The following is a 20838-nucleotide window of genomic DNA, read 5'->3' as shown; positions in this document are numbered from 1 at the left end:
TAGATACCAAAATCCTTTAAATTTAAAACGATTATTTTGTTTTAAACAAATTTTTTAAATCGCAAAACCACTCGCACAGGCGCTCAACCAGCTTGTCCAGAGCAGCGCTGAAGACTCCAATCCGGAACCCGGATGTCCTGTTTGCTACACAAGTGACAGGTTCACGCGCGGCTCCTGCATAGAGTCAGGGTTCATTCAATGCTCGAAAGATTGCCCATGTCATCCGCCATCACCTCTGCATCAGCGCCAGCGCACAGCCAAGACGACCCTGTTTGGCAGGCCAAAGTGCATTTGGCCGCCGCTTTGCGTTTGGCTGTGCTTCACGACTTTGACGAGGGCATCGACAACCACTTCACCGTGGCGGTGCCAGGGCGTGAAGACCAATACCTGATCTCACCTTTTGGCGTGCACTGGTCCGAGGCCCGTGCCAGCACCATGATGGTTTTCAACGAAGCGGGCGAAACGCTGGAAGGCACGGGCGTCGTGGAGTTGTCAGCGCAATCCATCCACGCCCCGGTGCACCGCCTCACGGGTGCCAAAGTCGTGCTGCACACCCACCAGCCTTGGGCCACGGCTTTGAACATGCTCAAAGCCAACCGCTTGCTGCCCGCCACCCAAACCGCCGCCTTTTTTGACGGTGTCATCGCCTACGACGACCATTACACGGGGCTGGCGTCAGACCTGTCTGAGGGTGAACGCCTGTCGCAACTCATGAGCGGTGGCAAGACGGTGCTCTTCATGAAAAACCATGGCGTCATGACGGTGGGCGACACCGTGGCACAAGCCTACCGCAGGCTCTACAAGCTCGAAAAAGCCTGTCGCACGCAAGTGCTGGCCATGGGCACAGGCCAGCCTCTGAATGTGCTGACCGAATCCGTCATCCAGCGCATCAAAAACCCCAGCCCCCATGACCGCCACCCCCGCAGCGAACGCGAACGCCTGTTCTTTGAAGCCATGATGCGGGTGATTGACCGAGTGAACCCGGGTTATGCCGATTGAATCTGTCTGCGGCTTGGCGCCCCCAAGCGGGCCCGCTAACCGCCGACCAGCGTGCGCGTGCGCTCACGCCACAAGGTGTACAGACCCGCGCCAACCACAAACAACGCGCCCCACCAAACATGGGGCCCAGGCCACTCCTGCCAAAAGACCCAACCAAGCAAGGCCGCAAACAGCAGTTCGCTGTAATGGAAAGGTGCGACCACACCCACGGGTGCCAGCCGCAAGGCCCGAAAGGTGCACCGCTGGCCCAGCAACACCAAAACGGCCATACAAGCGATGACCGGCCACATGCCCGGCGTCACCACCAAGGGCACAAAGAACAAGCCCACCGCACCAGCCAGGCCCATGGTCAGGTTCTGCCAGACCAGCATCGCCAAATCGCTCTCGGTGGGCGAAAGCCAGCGCACACAGGTCATCGAAGCGGCATAAAAAAGCGCCGCCACCAAAGCCAGTCCCGCCCCCAGACCCAGTTCGCCGTCCATCGCCTGCGGCCCCACGATCAGACTCACACCCACAAAGCCTGCCAACAAAGCGCCCCAGCGGTGCGCCCCCACACGCTCTTGGAGCAAGGGCACTGACAAGAGCGTCATGAACAGCGGCGCGGCAAAACTGATGGCGATCACCGTCGCCAGCGGCAACAAACGCAAGCTCTCAAAAAACGCCAGCATGGAACACACCGCCAACACGCCACGCAACAAGTGCGCTCCCGGTCGGCGTGTGCGCAAAGCCGACCAGCCCCCGCTGCGCAGCACCCAAGGCAGCAACAAACCCAGCACCATCGCCGAGCGCGCCGCAATCAACACGGGAATCGACAACTGCGACACCGCATGTTTGGACAAAGCATCCATGACCGACAGCAAAAACACCCCCGCCACCATCCAGGCGATGCCTTGCAAAGGATGATCGGCACGCTCGGGGGTGGCCGCTGGGTGAGTCATGGGTTCGGGTGAATGGGGTGCCGCAAAGTCAGAAAAACCGCGCCCATTGATAAAAACAAGCGCGGCACTCAGCCCAATTTACAGCATCCGCTGCGCTCAGGCAGTCACCTGTACTGAACGCATGCACACAAGCGTGAGGGTTTCGCGGCTGAATGCAGGGCTCATTCGACGTGACCTTGGCTGCCGTCAGAGGGCCTGCCGTCCAACATCCTGCTGGCGTCACCCTAAAATCGCGACATGGCCACAAGCTCTAACGCACACTCCCACCCTGCCCCCATGCATTCAATTTTGAGCTTTGCCGGTGCCTTGTGGCGCGTGCGCCGGCCCAAGCCTTTTGTGTTGGTCTTCGAAGGCGAAGACGTCGACGGGCAAACCCCGCCCAGCGACTACCTGCACGAGCAACTCCTCTTGCCCGAATGGCGCGAAGCCTTCTACGAATTGGTCGATGCCACGGGCCTGGTGGTCTGCCTGAACGTGCACACCCAACACCCCAGCTACCGCGACGTGCGCGGCCGCTCCAGCAAAGGGCGCCTGAGCCAAGGCGAGTACTACCACCACGATGGCTGCACCGGCCCTGTGAAGCCGCGCTTTGTGGAAATTCGCTGCCCCATCCAGCCGCAAACACGCGGCGTGGCCACCGCTGTGGCACCGCACCGCGACGTGGTCAAAGCCATGGTGCAAGTGCTCCCCGCCGAACTGGCCGCCACATCGGCCTTGGCCACACAAGACATGAGCCCCGAAGCCTTGGACCAGATGGACGACGCCGCGCTGGACCACTTGCAAGGCCTCATCACGCGCACCGTGCGCAAAAAGCTCAACGCCGAAGGCGCACGCAGCTACTTCCGCCAAGTGGATGCGGCCGCCAACGCCTACTTTGAACCCTGGGCCTTGGGCGAAAGCCGCTTCATCGCCAACGCCAACAGCGGAGTGACCATGCAACACCGCCGCGCCTACCAAGCCCCCCACACCGGTGGCGTGGCCAATGGCCACTTGGTCAAGCGCTGGACGAATGAAGAGCTGCCGCTACCCGGTCAGGTGGTGGACCAAGCACTGATTGCGGCGCTTTGCAGCGAAGAAGGTGATGAAACCGAAGGCGTTGAGGGGTGCTACCTCGGGGCGCATTGACTTGGCATTTCGCCACTTTCGAAGCTGAACCAGCCGCCTCTGTGCCCAGGGCCGTTCAGCCCTGAACCAGACGTGTGACGCTCAGCCGTACTTCAGCGCGGTCGCCTTGCCCCAAAAGACGCGGTACATGAACACCGTGTAGCCGATGATCACCGGCAGCGTGATCGCCACGCCGAAAAAAATCACATTCAGCGACGCGGTGCTGATGGCAGCTTCCCACACCGTCATGCGGCCGATCACGATGTCGGAGAAGATGCTGTAGGCCAAGCCGAAAAAGGCCAGCACAAAAATCAGCACGGTATTGGCGAATACCAGCCAACCGTAACCCGCGTTGACCAAGTTCGGGCGCGTGAGCACCCAGCGCATGGCAAAAAAAGCCAAGGCGCACATGAGGGGCACGGGCAGCAAGGCAAACACCTGGGGCACACCGAACCATTTCTCCAGCACGCCCTCTTTGACCAGTGGCGTGGCCGCCGAGATAGCCAGCAAGGCAGCCGCCATGGGCCACAGCACAAGCCGCGCCCAGCGCACGGCCTTTTGCTGCAGATCGCCTTCGGTTTTCATGATCAACCAGCCCGAACCCAGCAGCACATAAGCGGCGGGCAAGGTGACGGCGATGCCCAAGCTAAATGCCCAGCCCAGCGGCCCACTGGCAAAACCGGTGATGTAGCTGCCCAGCATCCAGCCCTGCGACGCACTGGCCATGAGCGAGCCAGCAAAAAACGCGCGGTTCCAGAACGGCTTGTACTTCAGCGGTGCTTTCGCTCGGAAGTCAAATGCCACGCCTCGCAAGATCAAGCCAATCAGCATCATCGCCACGGGCAGGTACAAGGCCTGCAGCACCAGACCATGGGCCATCGGAAAAGCGATCAACAACACACCCACGCCCAGCACCAGCCAGGTCTCGTTGGCGTCCCAAAACGGTCCGATGCTGGCGATCATGGTGTCCTTTTCAGCGTCGGTCGCTTGCAAGAGCAACAAACCAACGCCCAGGTCGTAACCATCCAAAATCACGTAAGCCAGCAGGGACAGACCCATCACAGCCAGGAAAAACAATGGCAGGAATTCAGCCCAGGTCATGGTCGCCTTTCAGTTTCAGATACACAAAGACAAGCTTCATCACACACCCGCTTTGCCCAACAGGGCACCCGTCGGCGCATCGTGGCGGTGTTCCTTGGGGTGCTCGGCCATGTACTTCAACACGCCGACATAAGTCACCAACAGCAGGCCGTAGACCACCAGGTAGGCCGTCAAGGTGAGCGCAATGTAGGGCGGCGGCAAGGTGGTGGCGGCTTCGTTGGTGCGCATCAAGCCATACACCAGGAAGGGCTGGCGACCGATCTCGGTCACGTACCAGCCCGCCAGCGTGGCGACCCAGCCGGAGAACGCCATGCCCGACAGCACCCACAACAGGGGCTTGGGCAGTGTCACTTCTGGCTGCCTGCGCTGACGCCACAAGCGCCAAGCGGTGAAACCGGCGACCAGCAACATCAACGAACCCACACCCACCATCACGCGAAAGGCATAGAACACCGGCGCCACGGGTGGGTGCGCACCTTCAAATTCGTTGATGCCCTTGACTTCGCCGTCCAGCTCGTGGGTCAGGATCAAGCTGGCCACTTTGGGGATCTTCACCGCGAAGTGGGTGGTGCGTGCTTCCTGGTCGGGAATGCCAAAGAGGGTCAGCGGCGCACCGCGCTCGGTTTCCCAGATGCCTTCCATGGCAGCGACTTTGGCGGGTTGGTGCTCCAGGGTGTTGAGGCCGTGCATGTCACCCACAAGGAACTGCAGCGGCATCACGCAAGCGGCCGTGAAAACGGCCGCACGCATGGCTTTATGGGTGCCGCGCGTGGCGCTGCCTTTGAGCAGCTGCCAAGCGCACAGACCAGCAATCAAGAACGACGCGGTCAGTGCCGAGGCGAGCAACTTGTGCGAGAAGCGGTAAGGAAACGACGGGTTAAAGACCACCGCCAGCCAATCGGTAGGGATGAACTGGCCGTTGACGATTTCAAAGCCTGCCGGGGTGTGCATCCAGGAGTTCAGGCTCAAGATCCAGAAGGCCGACATGGTGGTGCCAAACGCCACCAAAAAAGTGGCGATCAGGTGCACCCGCTCACTCACACGGCCTCGGCCAAACAGCATGATGCCCAAGAAGCTGGCCTCCAGGAAAAACGCCGTCAGCACCTCATAGCCGAGCAGCGGCCCTGAAATATTGCCCGTGCGCTCCATGAATCCCGGCCAGTTGGTGCCGAACTGGAAACTCATCACAATGCCCGAGACCACCCCCAGCGCAAAGGTGAGCGCGAACACCTTGGTCCAAAAATAATAGGCCTCTTCCCAGGCCTGGTCCTGGGTGCGGGCGAAGCGCCAACGGAAGAACAGCAAGAACCAACACAGCGCGATGGTGATGGTGGGGAACAGGATGTGGAAGCTGATGTTCGCAGCAAAATGAATGCGCGAGAGGATGAGAGCGTCGAGGTCCATGGTCGCTTTCTTATGAAATCACGAGGCGTCACTTTTTGGGCTCATGCCCGTGGATTTGTTGGATCGACCAGTCAGGCGGTCTTTGAATTCAAGCACCTTGGTCACTGTGCTGCCCATGCCCATGAGCTGCATGGCGGTCTCGGGCGCAAGCTTTTGCACGTCGTCAAACCAAGTCATGAGGCGGTCGATCAGGTCGTGCATTTCCCGCATGCGCTGCTGAGCATGTCTCTCTGCGTCGGTGCTGGGCGTCTCGAGCAAGGCGGATCTCAGCATGCTCAAGGTGGGTTCGATTTCACGGCGGCGGCGCTCCTCGGCCAGCACCCGAAAGATTTCCCAGACGTCAGCGGGCGCCTCAAAGTACTCGCGCCGGTCGCCCGCTTGATGACGCAAACGCACCAGCCGCCAAGCCTGCAGCTCTTTGAGGCCCATGCTCACGTTGGAGCGCGAGAACGCCAGCGCCTCGGCGATCTCATCGGCATTCAAAGCCTGGGGCGAAACATAAAGCAGCGCATAAATTTGGCCGACCGTGCGGTTGATGCCCCACTTGCTGCCCATTTCACCGAAATGGGCGATGAACTCGCGGTTGAGGGCAGGAATTTGATCTGAAATGGGCATGTCGCGATTCTAGCCTCGCCTTTTGAATTTTCAGTAATGACTGAAATATCAGGAAAGGGCGTAGGGTTATCCCTTGTGCATCGAACGAAGCCCACGAGATGCGCAAGCGTTACCTAAGGCGCTAAAGATCGACGCCATCGAAACACGCTGGCCTTGCAATCGGCTGTTTGACCACCAATTAGACACTCGGTAGCAATTTTTCCTACCGATCTTTAACCTTGATTAAAAAAAATTCCTATGCTGTTTAGCCCTCTTCAAATCGGCTCCGTTTCCCTCGCCAACCGCATGCTTATGGCACCGCTGACCCGCGCGCGCGCCAGTGCAGGGCATTTGCCCAATTCGCTCATGGCCGAGTACTACGCGCAACGCGCCAGCGCCGGGCTGATCATCACCGAGTGCACCATGATTGCCGAGAACACCTCGGCCTTTGTCAACGAACCCGGCATTTACAACGCCGAACAAATTGAAGCCTGGAAAGAGACCACTGCCGCTGTTCATGCCAAGGGCGGCAAAATCTTCATGCAAATCTGGCACGCTGGCCGCGCCGCACACCCGGCCAACAATGGCGGGGCACCGATTGTTTCGTCCAGCAACCTGCCGCTCCAGGGCGATGCCCACACCGCGCAAGGCATGCTGCCCCAAGCCACGCCCCACGCCTTGCTGGAAAGCGAAATTGCCTCCATCGTTGAAGCCTTTGCGCAGGCCGCCAAAAACGCCATTGCTGCAGGTTTTGACGGCGTGGAAGTACACGGTGCCAACGGGTACTTGATTGACCAATTCCTGCGCGACAGTGCCAACCAACGCAGCGACAGCTACGGCGGCACCTTGGAACACCGCGCACGCTTCCTGTTTGAAGTGTTGACCGCTGTATGTGCAGCCATCGGCAGCGACCGCGTGGGCCTGCGCCTGTCGCCCCTGAACAGCTACAACGACATGAAAGACAGCGACCCGCTGGCCTGGACGGCCTACCTGGCCGAGCAACTCAACCGCTTTGATTTGGCCTACTTGCACATCATGCGGGCGGACTTTTTTGGCCTGCAAAAAGCCGATGTGATGCCCCTTGCCCGCGCCCACTACAAAGGTGTGTTGATTGGCAACATGGGCTACACACCAACCGAGGCCGAAGCGGCCACCACCGAAGGCAAGCTTGACGCTGTCGCCTTTGGCACCGGCTTCCTCGCCAACCCCGACTTCCCCGCCCGTGTTAAAGCGAATGCGGCCATGAACGTACCCGACCAAAGCACCTTCTACACCCCCGGCGCCAAGGGCTACACCGATTACCCAACGCTGTAATCAACGCTGAAGAATAAAAGCCCGAACTGGCAACAGTTCGGGCTTTTGATTTCTTGGGTTTAAAGAGACGTTTACTTCTTAAATGGGGTGCGTTGAAACAAGCCGTCAAGGCTTCATGGCTGGCTGCTCCCAACCCGGCACATTCACGACATAGCGCGTGGCCTTCCATGAACACCAGCGAGGTGGTGAGACGCACGAAGTCACGCGGGGTGAAGTGTTCGCCAGCAGTGTCGTTCGAGCTTTCGGCAAACTAGCGAATCAGCTCTTGAAACACCAAGCCCATCTCGTAGTTGGAAACGGCTTTGGGATGCAAGTCCATGGTGCGGACTTTTTGCACCACCTTGTAGAGCAGGTTGGCATCGCCCAGAAGGCCAATGAATTCGGCGAACTTGAAATGGTCAAAAATCTCGCGGGCGTCTTTGGAAAAGCACTGGATGTAGCGCTCTAGGTTGGCCTTGATGCCTGACTCGCCAAGGGTGCTCAGGTCCATGGGTGGAGTGTTGAAAAAGCTCAGCCCACCTGTAGCGCGCAAAATCAGCTTTTCCTTGGCCTCTTCGGCAATGGCCATCTTCTCCACCTTGGCGGCTTCGATCAGCACAGCAGACTTGCTGCTCTCCAACACACATTCCAGACGGCGAAGCAGGGCAAAAGGCAGGATGACGCGGCCATATTGGCTTTGACGGAAATCGCCGCGCAGCAAGTCGGCCAGCGCCCACAGGTCGGCGGCGAGGTTATTAATTTATTGGGTCATTTTTTACTGGCGGATTCAAGTACGAGGTGCAACAAAGATGAACCCGGTGAGGGGTGGCTGAGGATGTCAAGGCATCATGGCCACTCAAACCGCCAAGTCCAAGTTGCCAGATGTACAAGCACCTCAGCCGAGAAGAACGATACCAAATTCACAGCCTCTTGAAAGCCAAACAGACCATCACCGAGATCGCCCGATCATTGGGCAGGAGCCGCAGCACCATCAGCCGCGAACTCAGCCGTGGCCGCGGTCAGCGTGGCTATCGCGCCGAACAAGCCTGCGCCAAGGCGTCTGAGCGAGCACAGCGAAGCCGAAATGCCCGCCGTGTAGATTCCAAAGTCTGGTCCGATGTGGATTTCTACCTTGGCATTCAATGGAGCCCCGAGCAGATTGCAGGCAAGGTGGCGGTTAGCCACGAGTGCGTTTACCTACATGTGTATGCGAACAAGGCCGCCGGTGGTGATTTACACAAGAACCTGCGTAGCCAAAAGCCTCGGCGCAAACGCCACCTGTGCGGGCGTGACAGGCGTGGCCAGATCCCGAACCGCCGCCCGATCAGCGAGAGACCATGCCACATTGAAGATCGCAAGCAAGTGGGCCACTGGGAAGGTGATACCGTCATTGGCGCGGCTCACAAACAAGCCATCGTGACACTGGTAGAACGCAAGAGTGGCTTTGCTGTGCTGGCAAAAGTGCTCAACAAGTCTGCTGATTTGGTGGGCCGGGCCATTGAAGCCAAGCTCAAGCCCTTGAACTCACGGGTGAAGACCTTGACGGTGGGCAACGGCAAGGAGTTTGCCGATCACCAGGCCATCGATCAGGCCCTTGGCATCCAGACTTACTTTGCCGATCCGTATTGCAGCTGGCAGCGCGGCAGCAACGAGAACTTCAATGGTTTACTGCGCCAATACATTCCCAAAAAGAGGCGCATGGAGACTGTCACAGATGAGGAGTTGACTATGATCGAAAACAGATTGAATCACCGGCCCAGAAAGCGGCTCGGATTCAAGACGCCCTACGAGGTGTTTCATGCCTCGTTAAACCGTGTTGCAGTTCGTACTTGAATCCGCCACTAAATATTTTCTGAATTTTTTATCTTATGGTTAAAAGTATTACATGGGATTGACAAGGAATTAGCCAATCTATGCGCTAACCTGCATAGGAAAAAGCCGCCAACCCTTTCAGGTTGGAGGCTTTTTTAGTTGCAGCGTGGGGTGTAGCTGGATGGTTTTACAGATGTTCACAGCGTCTGCGCCCATCTCGATGGCTGGTCTTCGGTCATGCCCACCCAGGCCACTTCCGGGTCGGTGAGGCAGTCGATCACTGTAACGCCCAAAAAGTACTTTATAAGGTACACTTTATGGATGTCGTCGAGCAGAAAAATCCCTGCTATCTTCTACCGGTCTGCACTTGGCAGCGAGCCAGTGCGCGAATGGCTGAAGACTTTGGACAAAGCAGATCGCCAAACCGTAGGTGAAGATATTGCCTATGTCCAATACAAATGGCCCATAGGCAAACCACGGGTCGATCATTTGCGAGGACCAATCTGGGAGGTTCGCAGCAAGATCGGAAATCGCATCGCACGCGTACTTTTTGCTGTGGAGGAGTCCGAAATGATTTTGCTGCATGCCTTTGTCAAGAAGACCCAGCAAACCAACCCCGCCGATATTGAACTGGCGACCAAACGCTTGAAGGAGTGGATCAATGGCCAAAGCAACTAAAGTCAATCCCCACACTGGCAGCAGTTTTGATGACTTCCTCAAAGAGGACGGCATCTATGAAGAGGTGCAGGCCCGTGCGCTCAAACGCGCATTGGCCGAGCAACTGGATGACGCCATGCAAAGCGGCAAGCTCAGCAAAGTGAACATGGCACAACGCATGGCCACCAGTCGGTCCCAATTGGACCGTGTGCTGGACCCGAGCAACTTGTCCATTCAACTCGACACACTGGTCAAAGCGGCCAGCGCAGTGGGCAGAACAGTCGAAATTCGGCTCAAGCGCGACACCAAGCGTTCGCGAGCCACCTCGGCGTAGGAGAAACCGAAAGCCCGCTGTGCGCCTCCAGCAAAAAAGCCCGAACCGTTACCAGTTCGGGCTTTTTCTTTGGTGCCGTTACCGGCTCATGCATTTACTTCTTAGCAGGCGGCAAGTCCGTGCAGCTGCCATGCGCCACCTCTGCCGCCATGCCGATGCTTTCGCCGAGCGTGGGATGGGGGTGGATGGTTTTGCCGATGTCCACGGCGTCTGCGCCCATCTCAATCGCCAGTGCGATCTCGCCAATCATGTCGCCCGCGTGTGTGCCGACCATGCCGCCGCCCAGGATCTTGCCGTGGCCGTGGGCCTCGGGTGAATCGTCAAACAGCAGTTTGGTCACGCCTTCGTCGCGGCCGTTGGCAATGGCGCGGCCCGAAGCGGTCCAAGGGAACAAGCCCTTTTTCACCTTGATGCCTTGCGCTTTGGCTTGGTCTTCGGTCAAGCCCACCCATGCCACTTCGGGGTCGGTGTAGGCCACGCTGGGGATGACGCGTGCGTTGAACGCAGCGGCTGCCAGCTCTTTGTTGCCTTGCAGTTCGCCCGCAATGACTTCGGCCGCCACGTGTGCTTCGTGCACCGCTTTGTGCGCCAACATGGGCTGGCCCACGATGTCGCCAATCGCGAAGATGTGCGGCACGTTGGTGCGCATTTGAATGTCGACGTTGATGAAGCCACGATCGGTCACAGCGACGCCCGCTTTTTCAGCGGCGAGTTTTTTGCCGTTGGGCGTGCGGCCCACGGCTTGCAAGACCAGGTCGTACACCTGCGGCGCGGGGGCTGTGCCGCCCTCTACTGCCGGTGCAAACGTGACTTCGATGCCTTCGGGCAAGGCGCGTGCGGACACGGTCTTGGTCTTGAGCATGATGTTGTCAAAGCGCTTGGCGTTCATCTTTTGCCAGACCTTGACCAAGTCGCGGTCAGCGCCTTGCATGAGGCCGTCCATCATTTCCACCACGTCCAGGCGTGCGCCCAGCGTGCTGTAAACCGTGCCCATCTCTAGGCCGATGATGCCGCCGCCCAAGATGAGCATGCGCTTGGGCACTTCTTTGAGTTCCAAAGCACCGGTGCTGTCGACCACGCGTGGATCGTTCGGCATGAAAGGCAAACGCACGGCTTGCGAACCGGCGGCGATGATGGCCTTTTTGAACGCGATCACTTTTTTGCTGCCGTTTTGTTCTTGCGCAGTGCCCGTGGTCTCCGACACTTCCAGGTGGTTGGCGCCGACGAATTGGCCCAAACCGCGCACGGTCGTGACCTTGCGCATCTTGGCCATGGCAGCCAAACCGCCGGTGAGTTTGCCGATGACTTTTTCTTTGTGGCCGCGGAGCTTGTCGATGTTGACCACCGGCTTGCCGAAGTCCACGCCGAGGTCGGCCATGTGGCTGACTTCGTCCATCACCGCCGCGACGTGCAGCAGCGCTTTGGATGGGATGCAACCTACGTTGAGACAAACGCCCCCCAAGGTGGCGTAGCGCTCGACGATGACCACGTTCAAGCCGAGATCAGCAGCACGGAATGCCGCCGAGTAACCGCCGGGGCCACCGCCCAAAACGAGCACATCGCACTCGAGGTCTGCAGAGCCGCCGAATGATGACGCTGCGGGTGCAGGGGCTGCGGCCACAGGGGCAGCGGGTGCTGCGGCAGGAATTGCTGCGGGGGTAGCTGCTGCAGCCGGGGCCGCCGAAGCGCCCTCGCCTTCGAGCACCAACACCACCGAGCCTTGCTTGACCTTGTCGCCGAGCTTGACCTTGAGTTCTTTGACCACACCGCCGTGGCTGCAAGGAATTTCCATGGAGGCTTTGTCGCTCTCCACGGTGATCAGGCTTTGGTCAGATTTGACGGTGTCGCCCACCTTGACCATCAGCTCGATCACGGTGACTTCATCGAAGTCACCAATGTCAGGAACTTGAATATCTATCAGTGCCATGGTCTGTCCTTAAAGCAACACGCGACGGAAGTCGCTGAGGATTTGACCCAGAAACGCGTTGAAGCGTGCCGCTGCGGCCCCGTCGATGACGCGGTGGTCCCATGTCAGAGACAGAGGCAGCATCAGGCGGGGCACAAACTGCTTGCCGTCCCACACGGGTTCCATGGTGCTCTTGCACACACCGAGAATGGCCACTTCGGGTGCGTTGATGATGGGCGTGAAGTACTTGCCACCAATGCCGCCGAGGCTGGAGATGGTGAAGGTTGCGCCGGTCATTTCTGCAGGGCCGAGTTTGCCTTCTCGCGCTTTCTTGGCCAGCTCACCCATTTCTTGGCTGATCTGCAAGACGCCTTTTTTGTCGCAATCGCGGATGACCGGCACCATCAAACCATTGGGCGTGTCAGCGGCAAAGCCGATGTGCCAGTAGTTTTTGTAGACCAGCGCATCGCCGTCAAGTGAACTGTTGAACTCTGGGTATTTCTTGAGCGCGGCCACGCAGGCCTTGATCAGGAAAGCCAGCATGGTGACTTTGACGCCCGACTTCTCGTTCTCTTTGTTGGTGGAGACGCGGAAGGCTTCGAGGTCGGTGATGTCGGCGTCGTCGTGGTTGGTGACGGCCGGGATCATGATGGCGTTGCGCAACAAATTGGCACCGCTGATCTTCTTAATGCGGCCCATCTCTTTGCGCTCGATAGGGCCGAACTTGGCAAAGTCGACCTTGGGCCATGGGATAAGGCCCAAAGCTGCGCCTTCACCGCCAGAAGCCGCTGGGGCTTTGGCCGCTTGCGCCTTGGTTTGTGCAGCACCCGACATGACGGCCTGGGTGAAGGCTTGCACATCGGCCTCGGTGATCCGGCCTTTGAGGCCTGAGCCTTTGACTTCTGCGAGCGGCACACCCAGCTCGCGGGCGAACTTGCGCACCGATGGCGAAGCGTGGGGCAGGCCCAGCGTGGTGCCGCCTGGGGCGTGGGCTGGTGCTGCCACCGCAGCCACTGCCGCCGCCACGGGTGTTGGCGCAGCAGCCGGAGCAGAAGCCACGGCCACAGGTGCTGCCACGGCCGCAGCAACTGGGGCTGCCGCAGCGGCCGTGCCAGCCAACACAGCCAGCAGGTCGCCAATGTTGACCTTGTCGCCCACTTTGACTTTGAGCTCTTGGAGCACGCCAGCGTGCGACGACGGGATTTCCATCGAGGCTTTGTCAGACTCAACGGTGATCAGCGACTGCTCGACCTTGATGGCGTCCCCGGGCTTGACCATGACTTCGATGACGACCACGTCTTTGAAGTCGCCAATGTCAGGCACAAACACTTGCACGGGGCCGGATGCTGCAGCGATTGGCGCAGCAGCCACCGGAGCGGTGACGGGCGCGGGTGCAGCCACGGCTGCGACGGGCGAAGAAACTGGAGTTGGGGCTGGAACTGCAGCCGCACCAGCGGCTTCCACCACCAACACGACAGAGCCTTGCTTGACCTTGTCACCCAGCGCCACGCGCATTTCTTTCACAACGCCTGCAGTGCTCGACGGGATCTCCATCGAGGCTTTGTCGGACTCCACGGTGATCAGCGACTGCTCGGCTTTCACGGTGTCGCCCACTTTGACCATCAACTCAATGACGGTCACTTCATCGAAATCCCCGATGTCCGGGACTTGAACTTCTACCAATGCCATGTTCGTCTCCAGTTTTTATGCGTACAAGGGGTTGATCTTGTCGGTTTTGATGCCGTACTTTTGGATGGCTTCGGCCACTTGCGCAACAGGCACTTTGCCCTCTTCGCTCAGCGCCTTGAGCGCCGCAACCACGATGTAGTGGCGGTTGACTTCGAAGTGCTCGCGCAGCTTGCTGCGGAAATCGGAGCGGCCAAAACCGTCGGTGCCCAGCACCTTGTAGGTGCGGTCTTTCGGGATGAAAGGACGGATCTGCTCGGCATAGGCCTTCATGTAGTCGGTCGATGCGACCACGGGGCCGCTGTGTGCCGCCAGTTGTTGGCCCACAAAGGACACACGCGGTGTTTCAAGCGGGTGCAGCATGTTGTGGCGCTCGGCGTCTTGGCCGTCGCGGGTCAGTTCGTTGAAGCTTGGGCAGCTCCACACATCGGCCTGGATGCCCCAGTCGGTGGCCAGCAGGGTTTGGGCGGCAATCGATTCGCGCAGGATGGTGCCCGAGCCCAGCAATTGCACGCGCTTTTCTCCGGCAGCGCCGGGCTTGCACAAATACATGCCTTTGATGATCTGCTCTTCGGTGCCGGGTGTGAGGCCAGGCATGGCGTAGTTTTCGTTGAGCAAGGTGATGTAATAAAACACGTTGTCTTGCTTCTCGACCATGCGCTTCAAGCCGTGGTGCAGGATGACACCGACTTCGTGTGCGAAGGTGGGGTCATACGACACGCAGTTAGGGATGGTGTTGGCCATGATGTGGCTGTGACCGTCTTCGTGCTGCAAGCCTTCGCCGTTGAGCGTGGTGCGGCCCGATGTGCCGCCGAGCAAGAAGCCACGCGCTTGCATGTCGCCCGCCGCCCAGGCCAAGTCGCCAATGCGCTGGAAACCGAACATGGAGTAGTACACATAGAACGGCACCATGATGCGGTTGCTGGTGCTGTAGCTGGTGGCTGCAGCAATCCAGCTCGACATGCCGCCGGCTTCGTTGATGCCCTCTTGCAGGATCTGACCGGCCTTGTCTTCCTTGTAGTACATGACCTGGTCTTTGTCGACCGGCGTGTACTGCTGGCCTGCGGGGTTGTAAATACCGATTTGGCGGAACAGGCCTTCCATGCCAAAGGTGCGTGCTTCGTCCACCAGAATGGGCACGACTCGGGGGCCCAGGGCCTGGTCGCGCAGCAGCTGCGTCAAAAAGCGCACATAGGCCTGGGTGGTGGAGATTTCACGGCCTTCGGCAGTGGGCTCCATCACAGCTTTGAAGGTGTCGAGCGAGGGCACGGTGAAGCTCTCGTCGGCCTTGGCGCGGCGCTTGGGCAGGTAGCCGCCCAGGGCCTGGCGGCGCTCGTGCAGGTAACGCATTTCCGGCGTGTCGTCGGCGGGCTTGTAAAACGGAATCTGAGCCAACTCGCTGTCCGGGATCGGGATGTTAAAGCGGTCGCGCATGTACTTGATGTCCTCGTCCGTCAGCTTTTTGGTCTGGTGGACGGTGTTCTTGCCCTCGCCCGCTTTGCCCATGCCAAAACCTTTGACGGTCTTGATGAGCAGCACCGTGGGCTGACCCTTGGTGTTGACGGCCTTGTGGTAAGCCGCGTAAACCTTTTGCGGGTCGTGACCACCGCGCTTGAGGTTCCAGATGTCGTTGTCCGACAAGTGCGCCACCATCTCCAGCGTGCGCGGGTCGCGGCCAAAGAAATGCTTGCGCACATAAGCGCCATCGTTGGCTTTGAAGGCCTGGTAGTCGCCGTCCAGCGTGTCCATCATCAGTTTGCGCAGGGCACCGTCCTTGTCGCGGGCCAGCAGGCTGTCCCACTCGCTGCCCCACAGCAGCTTGATGACGTTCCAACCCGAGCCGCGGAACTCGCCTTCGAGCTCCTGCACGATCTTGCCGTTGCCACGCACCGGGCCATCCAAGCGCTGCAGGTTGCAGTTGACGACAAAGATCAGGTTGTCCAGGTTCTCGCGGGCAGCCAGGCCGATAGCGCCCAACGATTCAACTTCATCCATCTCGCCATCGCCGCAGAACACCCAGACCTTGCGGTTTTCGGTGTTGGCGATGCCACGGGCGTGCAAATACTTCAAAAAGCGGGCTTGGTAGATCGCCATCAAAGGGCCCAAACCCATCGACACCGTGGGGAACTGCCAGAACTCGGGCATGAGTTTGGGGTGCGGGTAGCTGGACAGGCCTTTGCCGTCCACCTCCTGGCGGAAGTTGAGCAACTGCTCTTCGGTCAGGCGGCCTTCCAGATAGGCGCGGGCATAGACGCCGGGCGACACGTGGCCCTGGATGTAGAGGCAGTCGCCGCCGTGGTTTTCATTCTCGGCATGCCAGAAATGGTTAAAACCGGCACCAAACATGTGGGCCAAGGAGGCAAACGAGCCGATGTGACCGCCCAAATCGCCGCCGTCAGCGGGGTTGTGGCGGTTGGCTTTGACCACCATGGCCATCGCGTTCCAGCGCATGTAGGCGCGCAGGCGCTCCTCGATCTCGATGTTGCCGGGGCAGCGGGCCTCTTCGTTGGGCTCGATGCTGTTCACATAACCTGTGGTGGCCGAAAACGGCAAATCGATGCTGTGCTGGCGGGCCTCTTCCAGCAGCTGTTCAAGCAAGAAGTGAGCGCGCTCTGGGCCCTCTTTTTCGATCACGGCGGACAGGGCGTCCATCCATTCACGGGTTTCCTGACTGTCCAGGTCACGGCCCGGTTGTTGTGGTGTTGCCGCTGTCATGCTTGTCTCCTGAAATGGATGTTGTGGGTAAATGGTGCTGAATTTTCCCATGATTTTCCGAAAATTTCAAATAGTGCGCAATGATTTTGCATGGTGAAATTTATGAGCTTAAGGAAACGATTTTTTGAATCCCTTTCAAGTCAAGTCGCCTCGGCTTGTCCTCTAAACTCCTTGCTATGGAATTGAACAAAGCAGCTTCGGTGGTGACCCAAGTCGGTCCGTGGGCTTGGTGGCTGTCTTGGTGGCGCAGCCAAACGCCCAATCGTCAGGACCGTTTCGCCAACCTCGCCCCCGTGGCTGCGGTGGTGCTTTTTTTGGCCGCCATTGCCAGCGCGTTCTGGTATCTGCGGGTCGAAGAGATAGAACGCGAGCAAGAAGCCATCAAACGCGATGTGGAATACGCCCAGCAGCGCCTGCGCCTGCGTTTGCTCGAACGCCAGGAGCAGGTCATGCGCCTGGCACGCGATGTGTCCAACAAGGAAATCCGCAGCGACCAGTTTTTGTCACGCGCCGAAGCGCTGGTGCAGCAATACCCGGAATTTTTGTCATTGACCTGGATCGATGACCGCCGCCGGATCGTGGCCAACCAGAGCATCTCCAGCATCTCGCCCAGCCAACAACTGCGGGCGGGCACGGTGCTGAAAATCGGGGAAACCGAAAGCCACTTCAGCCTGGCACGCGACCTGATGCAGCCCATTTATGGCCAACTCGATGCCGAAGCGGACCGCGACACCCAAATGTCGGTGCTGCAGCTGCACACCCCCTTGACCAACGACCAAGGGCGTTTCAGCGGCGTGATCCTGGCCGAATACAGCATGGAGGGCCTGCTGCGCTACGGCATCCCGACCGAGGTGCTGGCCAAGTACGCGGTGGCCCTGCAAAACGGCAGCAGCCGCTTGCTGGCCGGTCAGGTCATTCCCGAGCGCATCGCGTTGTGGCGGCTGCTGCCGGTCAGCGACAGGCGCAACAACGATTACGAGGTGCCCGTCTCGCCAGTGGGCAATGACCTGGTCTTGCGTGCCCAAGCTTGGCGCACCTCACAAGGCCTGGTGGGCAGCGGCCTGTTCTGGCTGGTCAGTGTGCTCAGCGTCATGACCGCCTGGATGTTGATCGGCAACTGGCGCCACACCCGCAGGCGGCTTCAGGCACAAAAAGCCTTGGTGGCCGAGACCAATTTCCGCCGCGCCATGGAAAACTCCATGCTCACGGGCATGCGGGCCTTGGACCTGCGCGGCCGCATCACCTACGTCAACCCCGCGTTTTGCCAAATGACCGGCTGGAGCGAAACCGACCTGGTCGGTGCCGTGGCCCCTTTCCCGTATTGGCCCGACCAGGACCGGGAATTGCTGATGAAGCGACTGGAAGAAGAAATCAGCGGCCAGCACTCGGCGGGTGGCTTTCAGGTGCGGGTCAAACGCAAAAACGGCCAGTTGTTTGATGCCCGCATGTACGTCTCGCCCCTGATCGATGCCACGGGCAAGCAAACCGGCTGGATGACCTCGATGACCGACATCACCGAGCCCAACCGGATTCGCGAGCAACTGGCCAGCTCGCACGAGCGCTTCACCATCGTGCTCGAAGCGCTGGACGCCTCGGTGTCGGTGGCCCCGCTGGGCAGCCAGGAACTGCTGTTTGCCAACAAACTCTACCGGCTGTGGTTTGGCCAGAACACCGAAGGCCATTTGCGTCTGGTGCAGCAAGCCGGGGCCTACAGCGGCGAAAATGTTTCCGATGATGTGGACGACATGGCAGGTCTGCCCACCGAAAGCCTGACCGTGGCCAGCTCGGAAAACGCAGAAATCTTTGTCTCCGAACTGGGCAAGTGGCTGGAAGTGCGTTCGCGCTACATCAATTGGGCCGACGGGCGCCTGGCGCAGATGGTGATCGCCAGTGACATCACGCCGCGCCGCCAGGCCGAAGAGCTGGCCGCCCAACAGGCCGAACGCGCCCAGACCGCCAGCCGCCTGATCACCATGGGCGAGATGGCGTCCAGCGTCGCACACGAGTTGAATCAGCCACTGACGGCCATCAGCAATTACTGCAGCGGCATGATTTCGCGCATCAAATCGCAACAAGTCAAGGAAGAGGACCTGTTGTCCGCGCTGGACAAAACCGCCCGCCAGGCCCAGCGGGCGGGACAAATCATTTTGCGCATCCGCAGCTTCGTCAAACGCAGCGAACCCAACCGCACCCTGTCCGACGTCTCGGCCATGGTCAGCGAATCGCTCGAATTGGCCGACATCGAGATGCGGCGACGCAACGTGCGCCTGACCCACCATGTGGCCGCCCGTCTGCCCCAGTTGATGGTGGACCCGATCCTGATCGAGCAGGTGCTGATCAACCTCATGAAAAACGCCGCCGAGTCCATCGACAACGCCCAGCGCCCGGCCGGGCAGCGACTGGTCGAATTGCGCATCGTGCCCAAGCAAATTAACCAGCTGCCAGTGGTCGAGTTCTCGGTGACCGATACCGGGCAGGGCTTGCCGCTGGAGGACACCGAGCGGGTATACGAGGCCTTTTTCTCGACCAAGGTCGAAGGCATGGGCATTGGCCTGAATTTGTGCCGCAGCATCATCGAATCTCACCAAGGCAGGATCACTTCCGAGAACCTCTACAATTCGGGCGAAGTGACAGGATGTCGATTCTCTTTCTGGATACCGGTCGAGACACATTGACCACACTACAACCCACTGGGGTAAACGAATGAGTTTGATACCAAAAAAAGGCACCGTTTATGTCGTCGATGACGACGAAGCGGTGCGCGATTCCTTGCAGTGGTTGCTCGAAGGCAAGGACTATCGGGTGCGCTGTTTTGACAGTGCTGAATCTTTCATCAGCCGCTACGACCCCCGCGAGGTGGCCTGCCTCATCGCCGACATCCGCATGGGCGGCATGACCGGTCTGGAGTTGCAAGACCGCCTGATCGAGCGCAAATCCCCCCTGCCCATTGTGTTCATCACGGGTCACGGTGACGTGCCCATGGCCGTGAACACCATGAAAAAAGGCGCGATGGACTTCATCCAGAAGCCTTTCAAGGAAGAAGAACTGCTTGGGCTGGTCGAGCGCATGCTCGACGAAGCCCGCGACTCGTTTTCCGACTACCAGCAGGCCGCCAGCCGCGACGCCCTGCTGTCCAAGCTCACGGGCCGCGAAGCCCAAGTGCTCGAACGCATCGTGGCCGGACGGCTCAACAAGCAAATCGCCGATGATCTGGGCATCAGCATCAAAACGGTGGAGGCGCACCGCGCCAACATCATGGAAAAGCTCAACGCCAACACCGTGGCCGATCTGCTCAAGATTGCGCTCGGGCAAAACGCACCCAAGGCCTGATCGCCCGGCCTCCCCACGATACGCCCGCAACCAACGCCCGCACCTGCCGGGCGTTTTGCATTTTTTCTCTGACTTTTTGGGTTCTCTCACATGACCGCACAAATCATCGACGGCAACCAGCTTTCCAAACAACTGCGCACCGAAGTCGCCACCCGTGCCCAGGCCCTCAAAGCCCAAGGCGTGACGCCAGGTCTGGCCGTGGTGCTGGTAGGCGACAACCCGGCCAGCCAGGTTTATGTGCGCAACAAGGTCAAGGCCTGCGAAGACAGCGGCTTGCACTCGGTGCTCGAAAAATACGAGGCCACGATGACCGAAGCTGGCTTGCTGGCCCGCGTCGAAGCGCTCAACAACGACCCAGCCATCCACGGCATCCTGGTGCAGCTGCCCCTGCCCGCACACATCGACGCTCAAAAGGTGATCGAGGCCATCAGCCCCGCCAAAGACGTGGACGGCTTTCACATCGCCAGCGCAGGAGCCTTGATGACCGGCATGCCCGGCTTTTGGCCCTGCACGCCGTATGGCTGCATGAAGATGCTGGAAAGCATCGGCTACGACCTGCGCGGCAAACACGCTGTGGTCATTGGCCGCAGCAACATTGTGGGCAAGCCCATGGCGCTGATGCTGCTGCAAAAAGACGCCACCGTGACGGTGGCGCACTCGCGCACCCAAAACCTCAAAGCCCTGACCCTGCAAGCCGACGTGATCGTAGCCGCTGTGGGCAAACGCAACGTGCTCACGGCCGACATGGTCAAACCCGGCGCGGTGGTGCTGGACGTGGGCATGAACCGCAACGACGAGGGCAAGCTCTGCGGGGACGTGGACTTTGACGGCGTCAAAGAAGTCGCAGGCTACATCACCCCCGTGCCCGGCGGCGTGGGCCCCATGACCATCACCATGCTGCTGGTCAATACCCTTGAAGCCGCCGAACGCGCCTCCAAGTGATACAAAGTACCCACTGAACTGCT

At 59.4% G+C, this 20838-nt stretch carries 17 protein-coding genes; 9 read left to right on the top strand and 8 right to left on the bottom strand.

Annotation, left to right across the window (positions count from 1 at the left end):
- Positions 1-216 precede the first annotated feature (216 nt).
- On the top strand, positions 217-999 hold the full coding sequence (locus QZ190_RS09805; RefSeq protein ID WP_291915580.1) for a class II aldolase/adducin family protein: 783 nt from the start codon (positions 217-219) through the stop codon (positions 997-999).
- A gap of 35 nt (positions 1000-1034) precedes the next feature.
- Here the strand turns inward: QZ190_RS09805 and QZ190_RS09800 are convergent, their stop codons facing one another.
- A complete protein-coding gene (locus QZ190_RS09800; RefSeq protein ID WP_291915579.1) occupies positions 1035-1937 on the bottom strand; it encodes a DMT family transporter in 903 nt (300 codons plus the stop codon).
- Between the two features lie 276 nt (positions 1938-2213).
- Here QZ190_RS09800 and QZ190_RS09795 point away from each other — a divergent pair, with 276 nt between their 5' ends.
- Complete coding sequence (locus QZ190_RS09795) at positions 2214-3062, top strand: hypothetical protein (protein ID WP_291915578.1); 849 nt, start codon at positions 2214-2216, stop codon at positions 3060-3062.
- Positions 3063-3143: 81 nt separating this feature from the next.
- On the opposite strand, the gene QZ190_RS09790 is transcribed toward QZ190_RS09795, so the two are convergent.
- From QZ190_RS09790 to QZ190_RS09780, 3 genes are read right to left on the bottom strand one after another with little or no spacing between them, the layout of a single operon-like run.
- Positions 3144-4142: a cytochrome d ubiquinol oxidase subunit II gene (locus QZ190_RS09790; RefSeq protein ID WP_291915577.1), complete on the bottom strand. Its 999-nt coding sequence runs from the start codon at positions 4140-4142 to the stop codon at positions 3144-3146.
- Between the two features lie 39 nt (positions 4143-4181).
- Positions 4182-5546: a cytochrome ubiquinol oxidase subunit I gene (locus QZ190_RS09785; RefSeq protein ID WP_291915576.1), complete on the bottom strand. Its 1365-nt coding sequence runs from the start codon at positions 5544-5546 to the stop codon at positions 4182-4184.
- 18 nt (positions 5547-5564) lie between these two features.
- Positions 5565-6161, bottom strand: coding sequence for a GbsR/MarR family transcriptional regulator (locus tag QZ190_RS09780; protein WP_291915575.1), 597 nt, complete (start codon positions 6159-6161; stop codon positions 5565-5567).
- A 237-nt stretch (positions 6162-6398) separates the two neighbouring features.
- Here QZ190_RS09780 and QZ190_RS09775 point away from each other — a divergent pair, with 237 nt between their 5' ends.
- Positions 6399-7454, top strand: a complete 1056-nt coding sequence (locus QZ190_RS09775; RefSeq protein WP_291915574.1) for an alkene reductase — start codon at positions 6399-6401, stop codon at positions 7452-7454.
- Between the two features lie 250 nt (positions 7455-7704).
- Here QZ190_RS09775 and QZ190_RS09770 read toward each other — a convergent pair whose 3' ends face one another.
- The gene (locus QZ190_RS09770; RefSeq protein ID WP_291915643.1) at positions 7705-8172 is read right to left on the bottom strand and encodes a type I restriction-modification system subunit M N-terminal domain-containing protein; all 468 of its coding nucleotides are present in this window, start codon (positions 8170-8172) and stop codon (positions 7705-7707) included.
- Positions 8173-8315: 143 nt separating this feature from the next.
- Between QZ190_RS09770 and QZ190_RS09765 the strand changes: the two genes are divergently transcribed.
- The 3 genes from QZ190_RS09765 (at position 8316) to QZ190_RS09755 (ending at position 10236) form a co-directional block, all read left to right on the top strand.
- Positions 8316-9266, top strand: a complete 951-nt coding sequence (locus QZ190_RS09765) for an IS30 family transposase (protein ID WP_291915573.1) — start codon at positions 8316-8318, stop codon at positions 9264-9266.
- A 216-nt stretch (positions 9267-9482) separates the two neighbouring features.
- On the top strand, positions 9483-9923 hold the full coding sequence (locus QZ190_RS09760; RefSeq protein ID WP_291915572.1) for a type II toxin-antitoxin system RelE/ParE family toxin: 441 nt from the start codon (positions 9483-9485) through the stop codon (positions 9921-9923).
- Entirely contained in the window at positions 9907-10236 is a 330-nt protein-coding gene (locus QZ190_RS09755; RefSeq protein WP_291915571.1) for an XRE family transcriptional regulator, read from the top strand. The genes QZ190_RS09760 and QZ190_RS09755 overlap by 17 nt, the downstream gene beginning before the upstream one ends.
- Before the next feature lie 94 nt (positions 10237-10330).
- Here QZ190_RS09755 and lpdA read toward each other — a convergent pair whose 3' ends face one another.
- The 3 genes from lpdA to aceE are packed head-to-tail and all read right to left on the bottom strand — an operon-like array spanning position 10331 to position 16543.
- Positions 10331-12163 (bottom strand): dihydrolipoyl dehydrogenase, encoded by a 1833-nt coding sequence (gene lpdA, locus QZ190_RS09750; RefSeq protein ID WP_291915570.1) that lies wholly within the window; start codon positions 12161-12163, stop codon positions 10331-10333.
- A 9-nt stretch (positions 12164-12172) separates the two neighbouring features.
- Entirely contained in the window at positions 12173-13831 is a 1659-nt protein-coding gene (aceF, locus tag QZ190_RS09745; protein WP_291915569.1) for a dihydrolipoyllysine-residue acetyltransferase, read from the bottom strand.
- 15 nt (positions 13832-13846) lie between these two features.
- Complete coding sequence (aceE, locus tag QZ190_RS09740; RefSeq protein ID WP_291915568.1) at positions 13847-16543, bottom strand: pyruvate dehydrogenase (acetyl-transferring), homodimeric type; 2697 nt, start codon at positions 16541-16543, stop codon at positions 13847-13849.
- A 176-nt stretch (positions 16544-16719) separates the two neighbouring features.
- On the opposite strand from aceE, the gene QZ190_RS09735 reads away from it, so the two are divergent.
- The 3 genes from QZ190_RS09735 (at position 16720) to folD (ending at position 20815) form a co-directional block, all read left to right on the top strand.
- Positions 16720-19218, top strand: a complete 2499-nt coding sequence (locus QZ190_RS09735) for a PAS domain S-box protein (protein ID WP_291915567.1) — start codon at positions 16720-16722, stop codon at positions 19216-19218.
- 28 nt (positions 19219-19246) lie between these two features.
- Positions 19247-19873 (top strand): response regulator transcription factor, encoded by a 627-nt coding sequence (locus tag QZ190_RS09730; protein ID WP_090142963.1) that lies wholly within the window; start codon positions 19247-19249, stop codon positions 19871-19873.
- Positions 19874-19963: 90 nt separating this feature from the next.
- Positions 19964-20815 carry a bifunctional methylenetetrahydrofolate dehydrogenase/methenyltetrahydrofolate cyclohydrolase FolD gene (gene folD / locus QZ190_RS09725; RefSeq protein ID WP_291915566.1) on the top strand — a complete coding sequence of 284 codons (852 nt, stop codon included), beginning with the start codon at positions 19964-19966 and terminating at the stop codon, positions 20813-20815.
- Positions 20816-20838: the final 23 nt, after the last annotated feature.

The sequence above is a fragment of the Limnohabitans sp. genome (assembly GCF_017848645.1).
GTDB lineage: Bacteria > Pseudomonadota > Gammaproteobacteria > Burkholderiales > Burkholderiaceae_C > Limnohabitans_A.
Note: the sequence above shows the minus strand (reverse complement) of the source record. Positions and strands in the feature narration are given on the sequence as shown.

Coding starts and splice junctions, on each gene's coding strand:
- QZ190_RS09800 (WP_291915579.1), bottom strand. CDS start 1,937: ATGACTCACCCAGCGGCCACCCCCGAGCGTGCCGATCATCCTTTGCAA.
- folD (WP_291915566.1), top strand. CDS start 19,964: ATGACCGCACAAATCATCGACGGCAACCAGCTTTCCAAACAACTGCGC.
- aceF (WP_291915569.1), bottom strand. CDS start 13,831: ATGGCATTGGTAGAAGTTCAAGTCCCGGACATCGGGGATTTCGATGAA.
- QZ190_RS09760 (WP_291915572.1), top strand. CDS start 9,483: ATGCCCACCCAGGCCACTTCCGGGTCGGTGAGGCAGTCGATCACTGTA.
- QZ190_RS09805 (WP_291915580.1), top strand. CDS start 217: ATGTCATCCGCCATCACCTCTGCATCAGCGCCAGCGCACAGCCAAGAC.
- QZ190_RS09730 (WP_090142963.1), top strand. CDS start 19,247: ATGAGTTTGATACCAAAAAAAGGCACCGTTTATGTCGTCGATGACGAC.
- QZ190_RS09765 (WP_291915573.1), top strand. CDS start 8,316: ATGTACAAGCACCTCAGCCGAGAAGAACGATACCAAATTCACAGCCTC.
- lpdA (WP_291915570.1), bottom strand. CDS start 12,163: ATGGCACTGATAGATATTCAAGTTCCTGACATTGGTGACTTCGATGAA.
- QZ190_RS09780 (WP_291915575.1), bottom strand. CDS start 6,161: ATGCCCATTTCAGATCAAATTCCTGCCCTCAACCGCGAGTTCATCGCC.
- QZ190_RS09755 (WP_291915571.1), top strand. CDS start 9,907: ATGGCCAAAGCAACTAAAGTCAATCCCCACACTGGCAGCAGTTTTGAT.
- QZ190_RS09795 (WP_291915578.1), top strand. CDS start 2,214: ATGCATTCAATTTTGAGCTTTGCCGGTGCCTTGTGGCGCGTGCGCCGG.
- QZ190_RS09790 (WP_291915577.1), bottom strand. CDS start 4,142: ATGACCTGGGCTGAATTCCTGCCATTGTTTTTCCTGGCTGTGATGGGT.
- QZ190_RS09735 (WP_291915567.1), top strand. CDS start 16,720: ATGGAATTGAACAAAGCAGCTTCGGTGGTGACCCAAGTCGGTCCGTGG.
- QZ190_RS09775 (WP_291915574.1), top strand. CDS start 6,399: ATGCTGTTTAGCCCTCTTCAAATCGGCTCCGTTTCCCTCGCCAACCGC.
- aceE (WP_291915568.1), bottom strand. CDS start 16,543: ATGACAGCGGCAACACCACAACAACCGGGCCGTGACCTGGACAGTCAG.
- QZ190_RS09785 (WP_291915576.1), bottom strand. CDS start 5,546: ATGGACCTCGACGCTCTCATCCTCTCGCGCATTCATTTTGCTGCGAAC.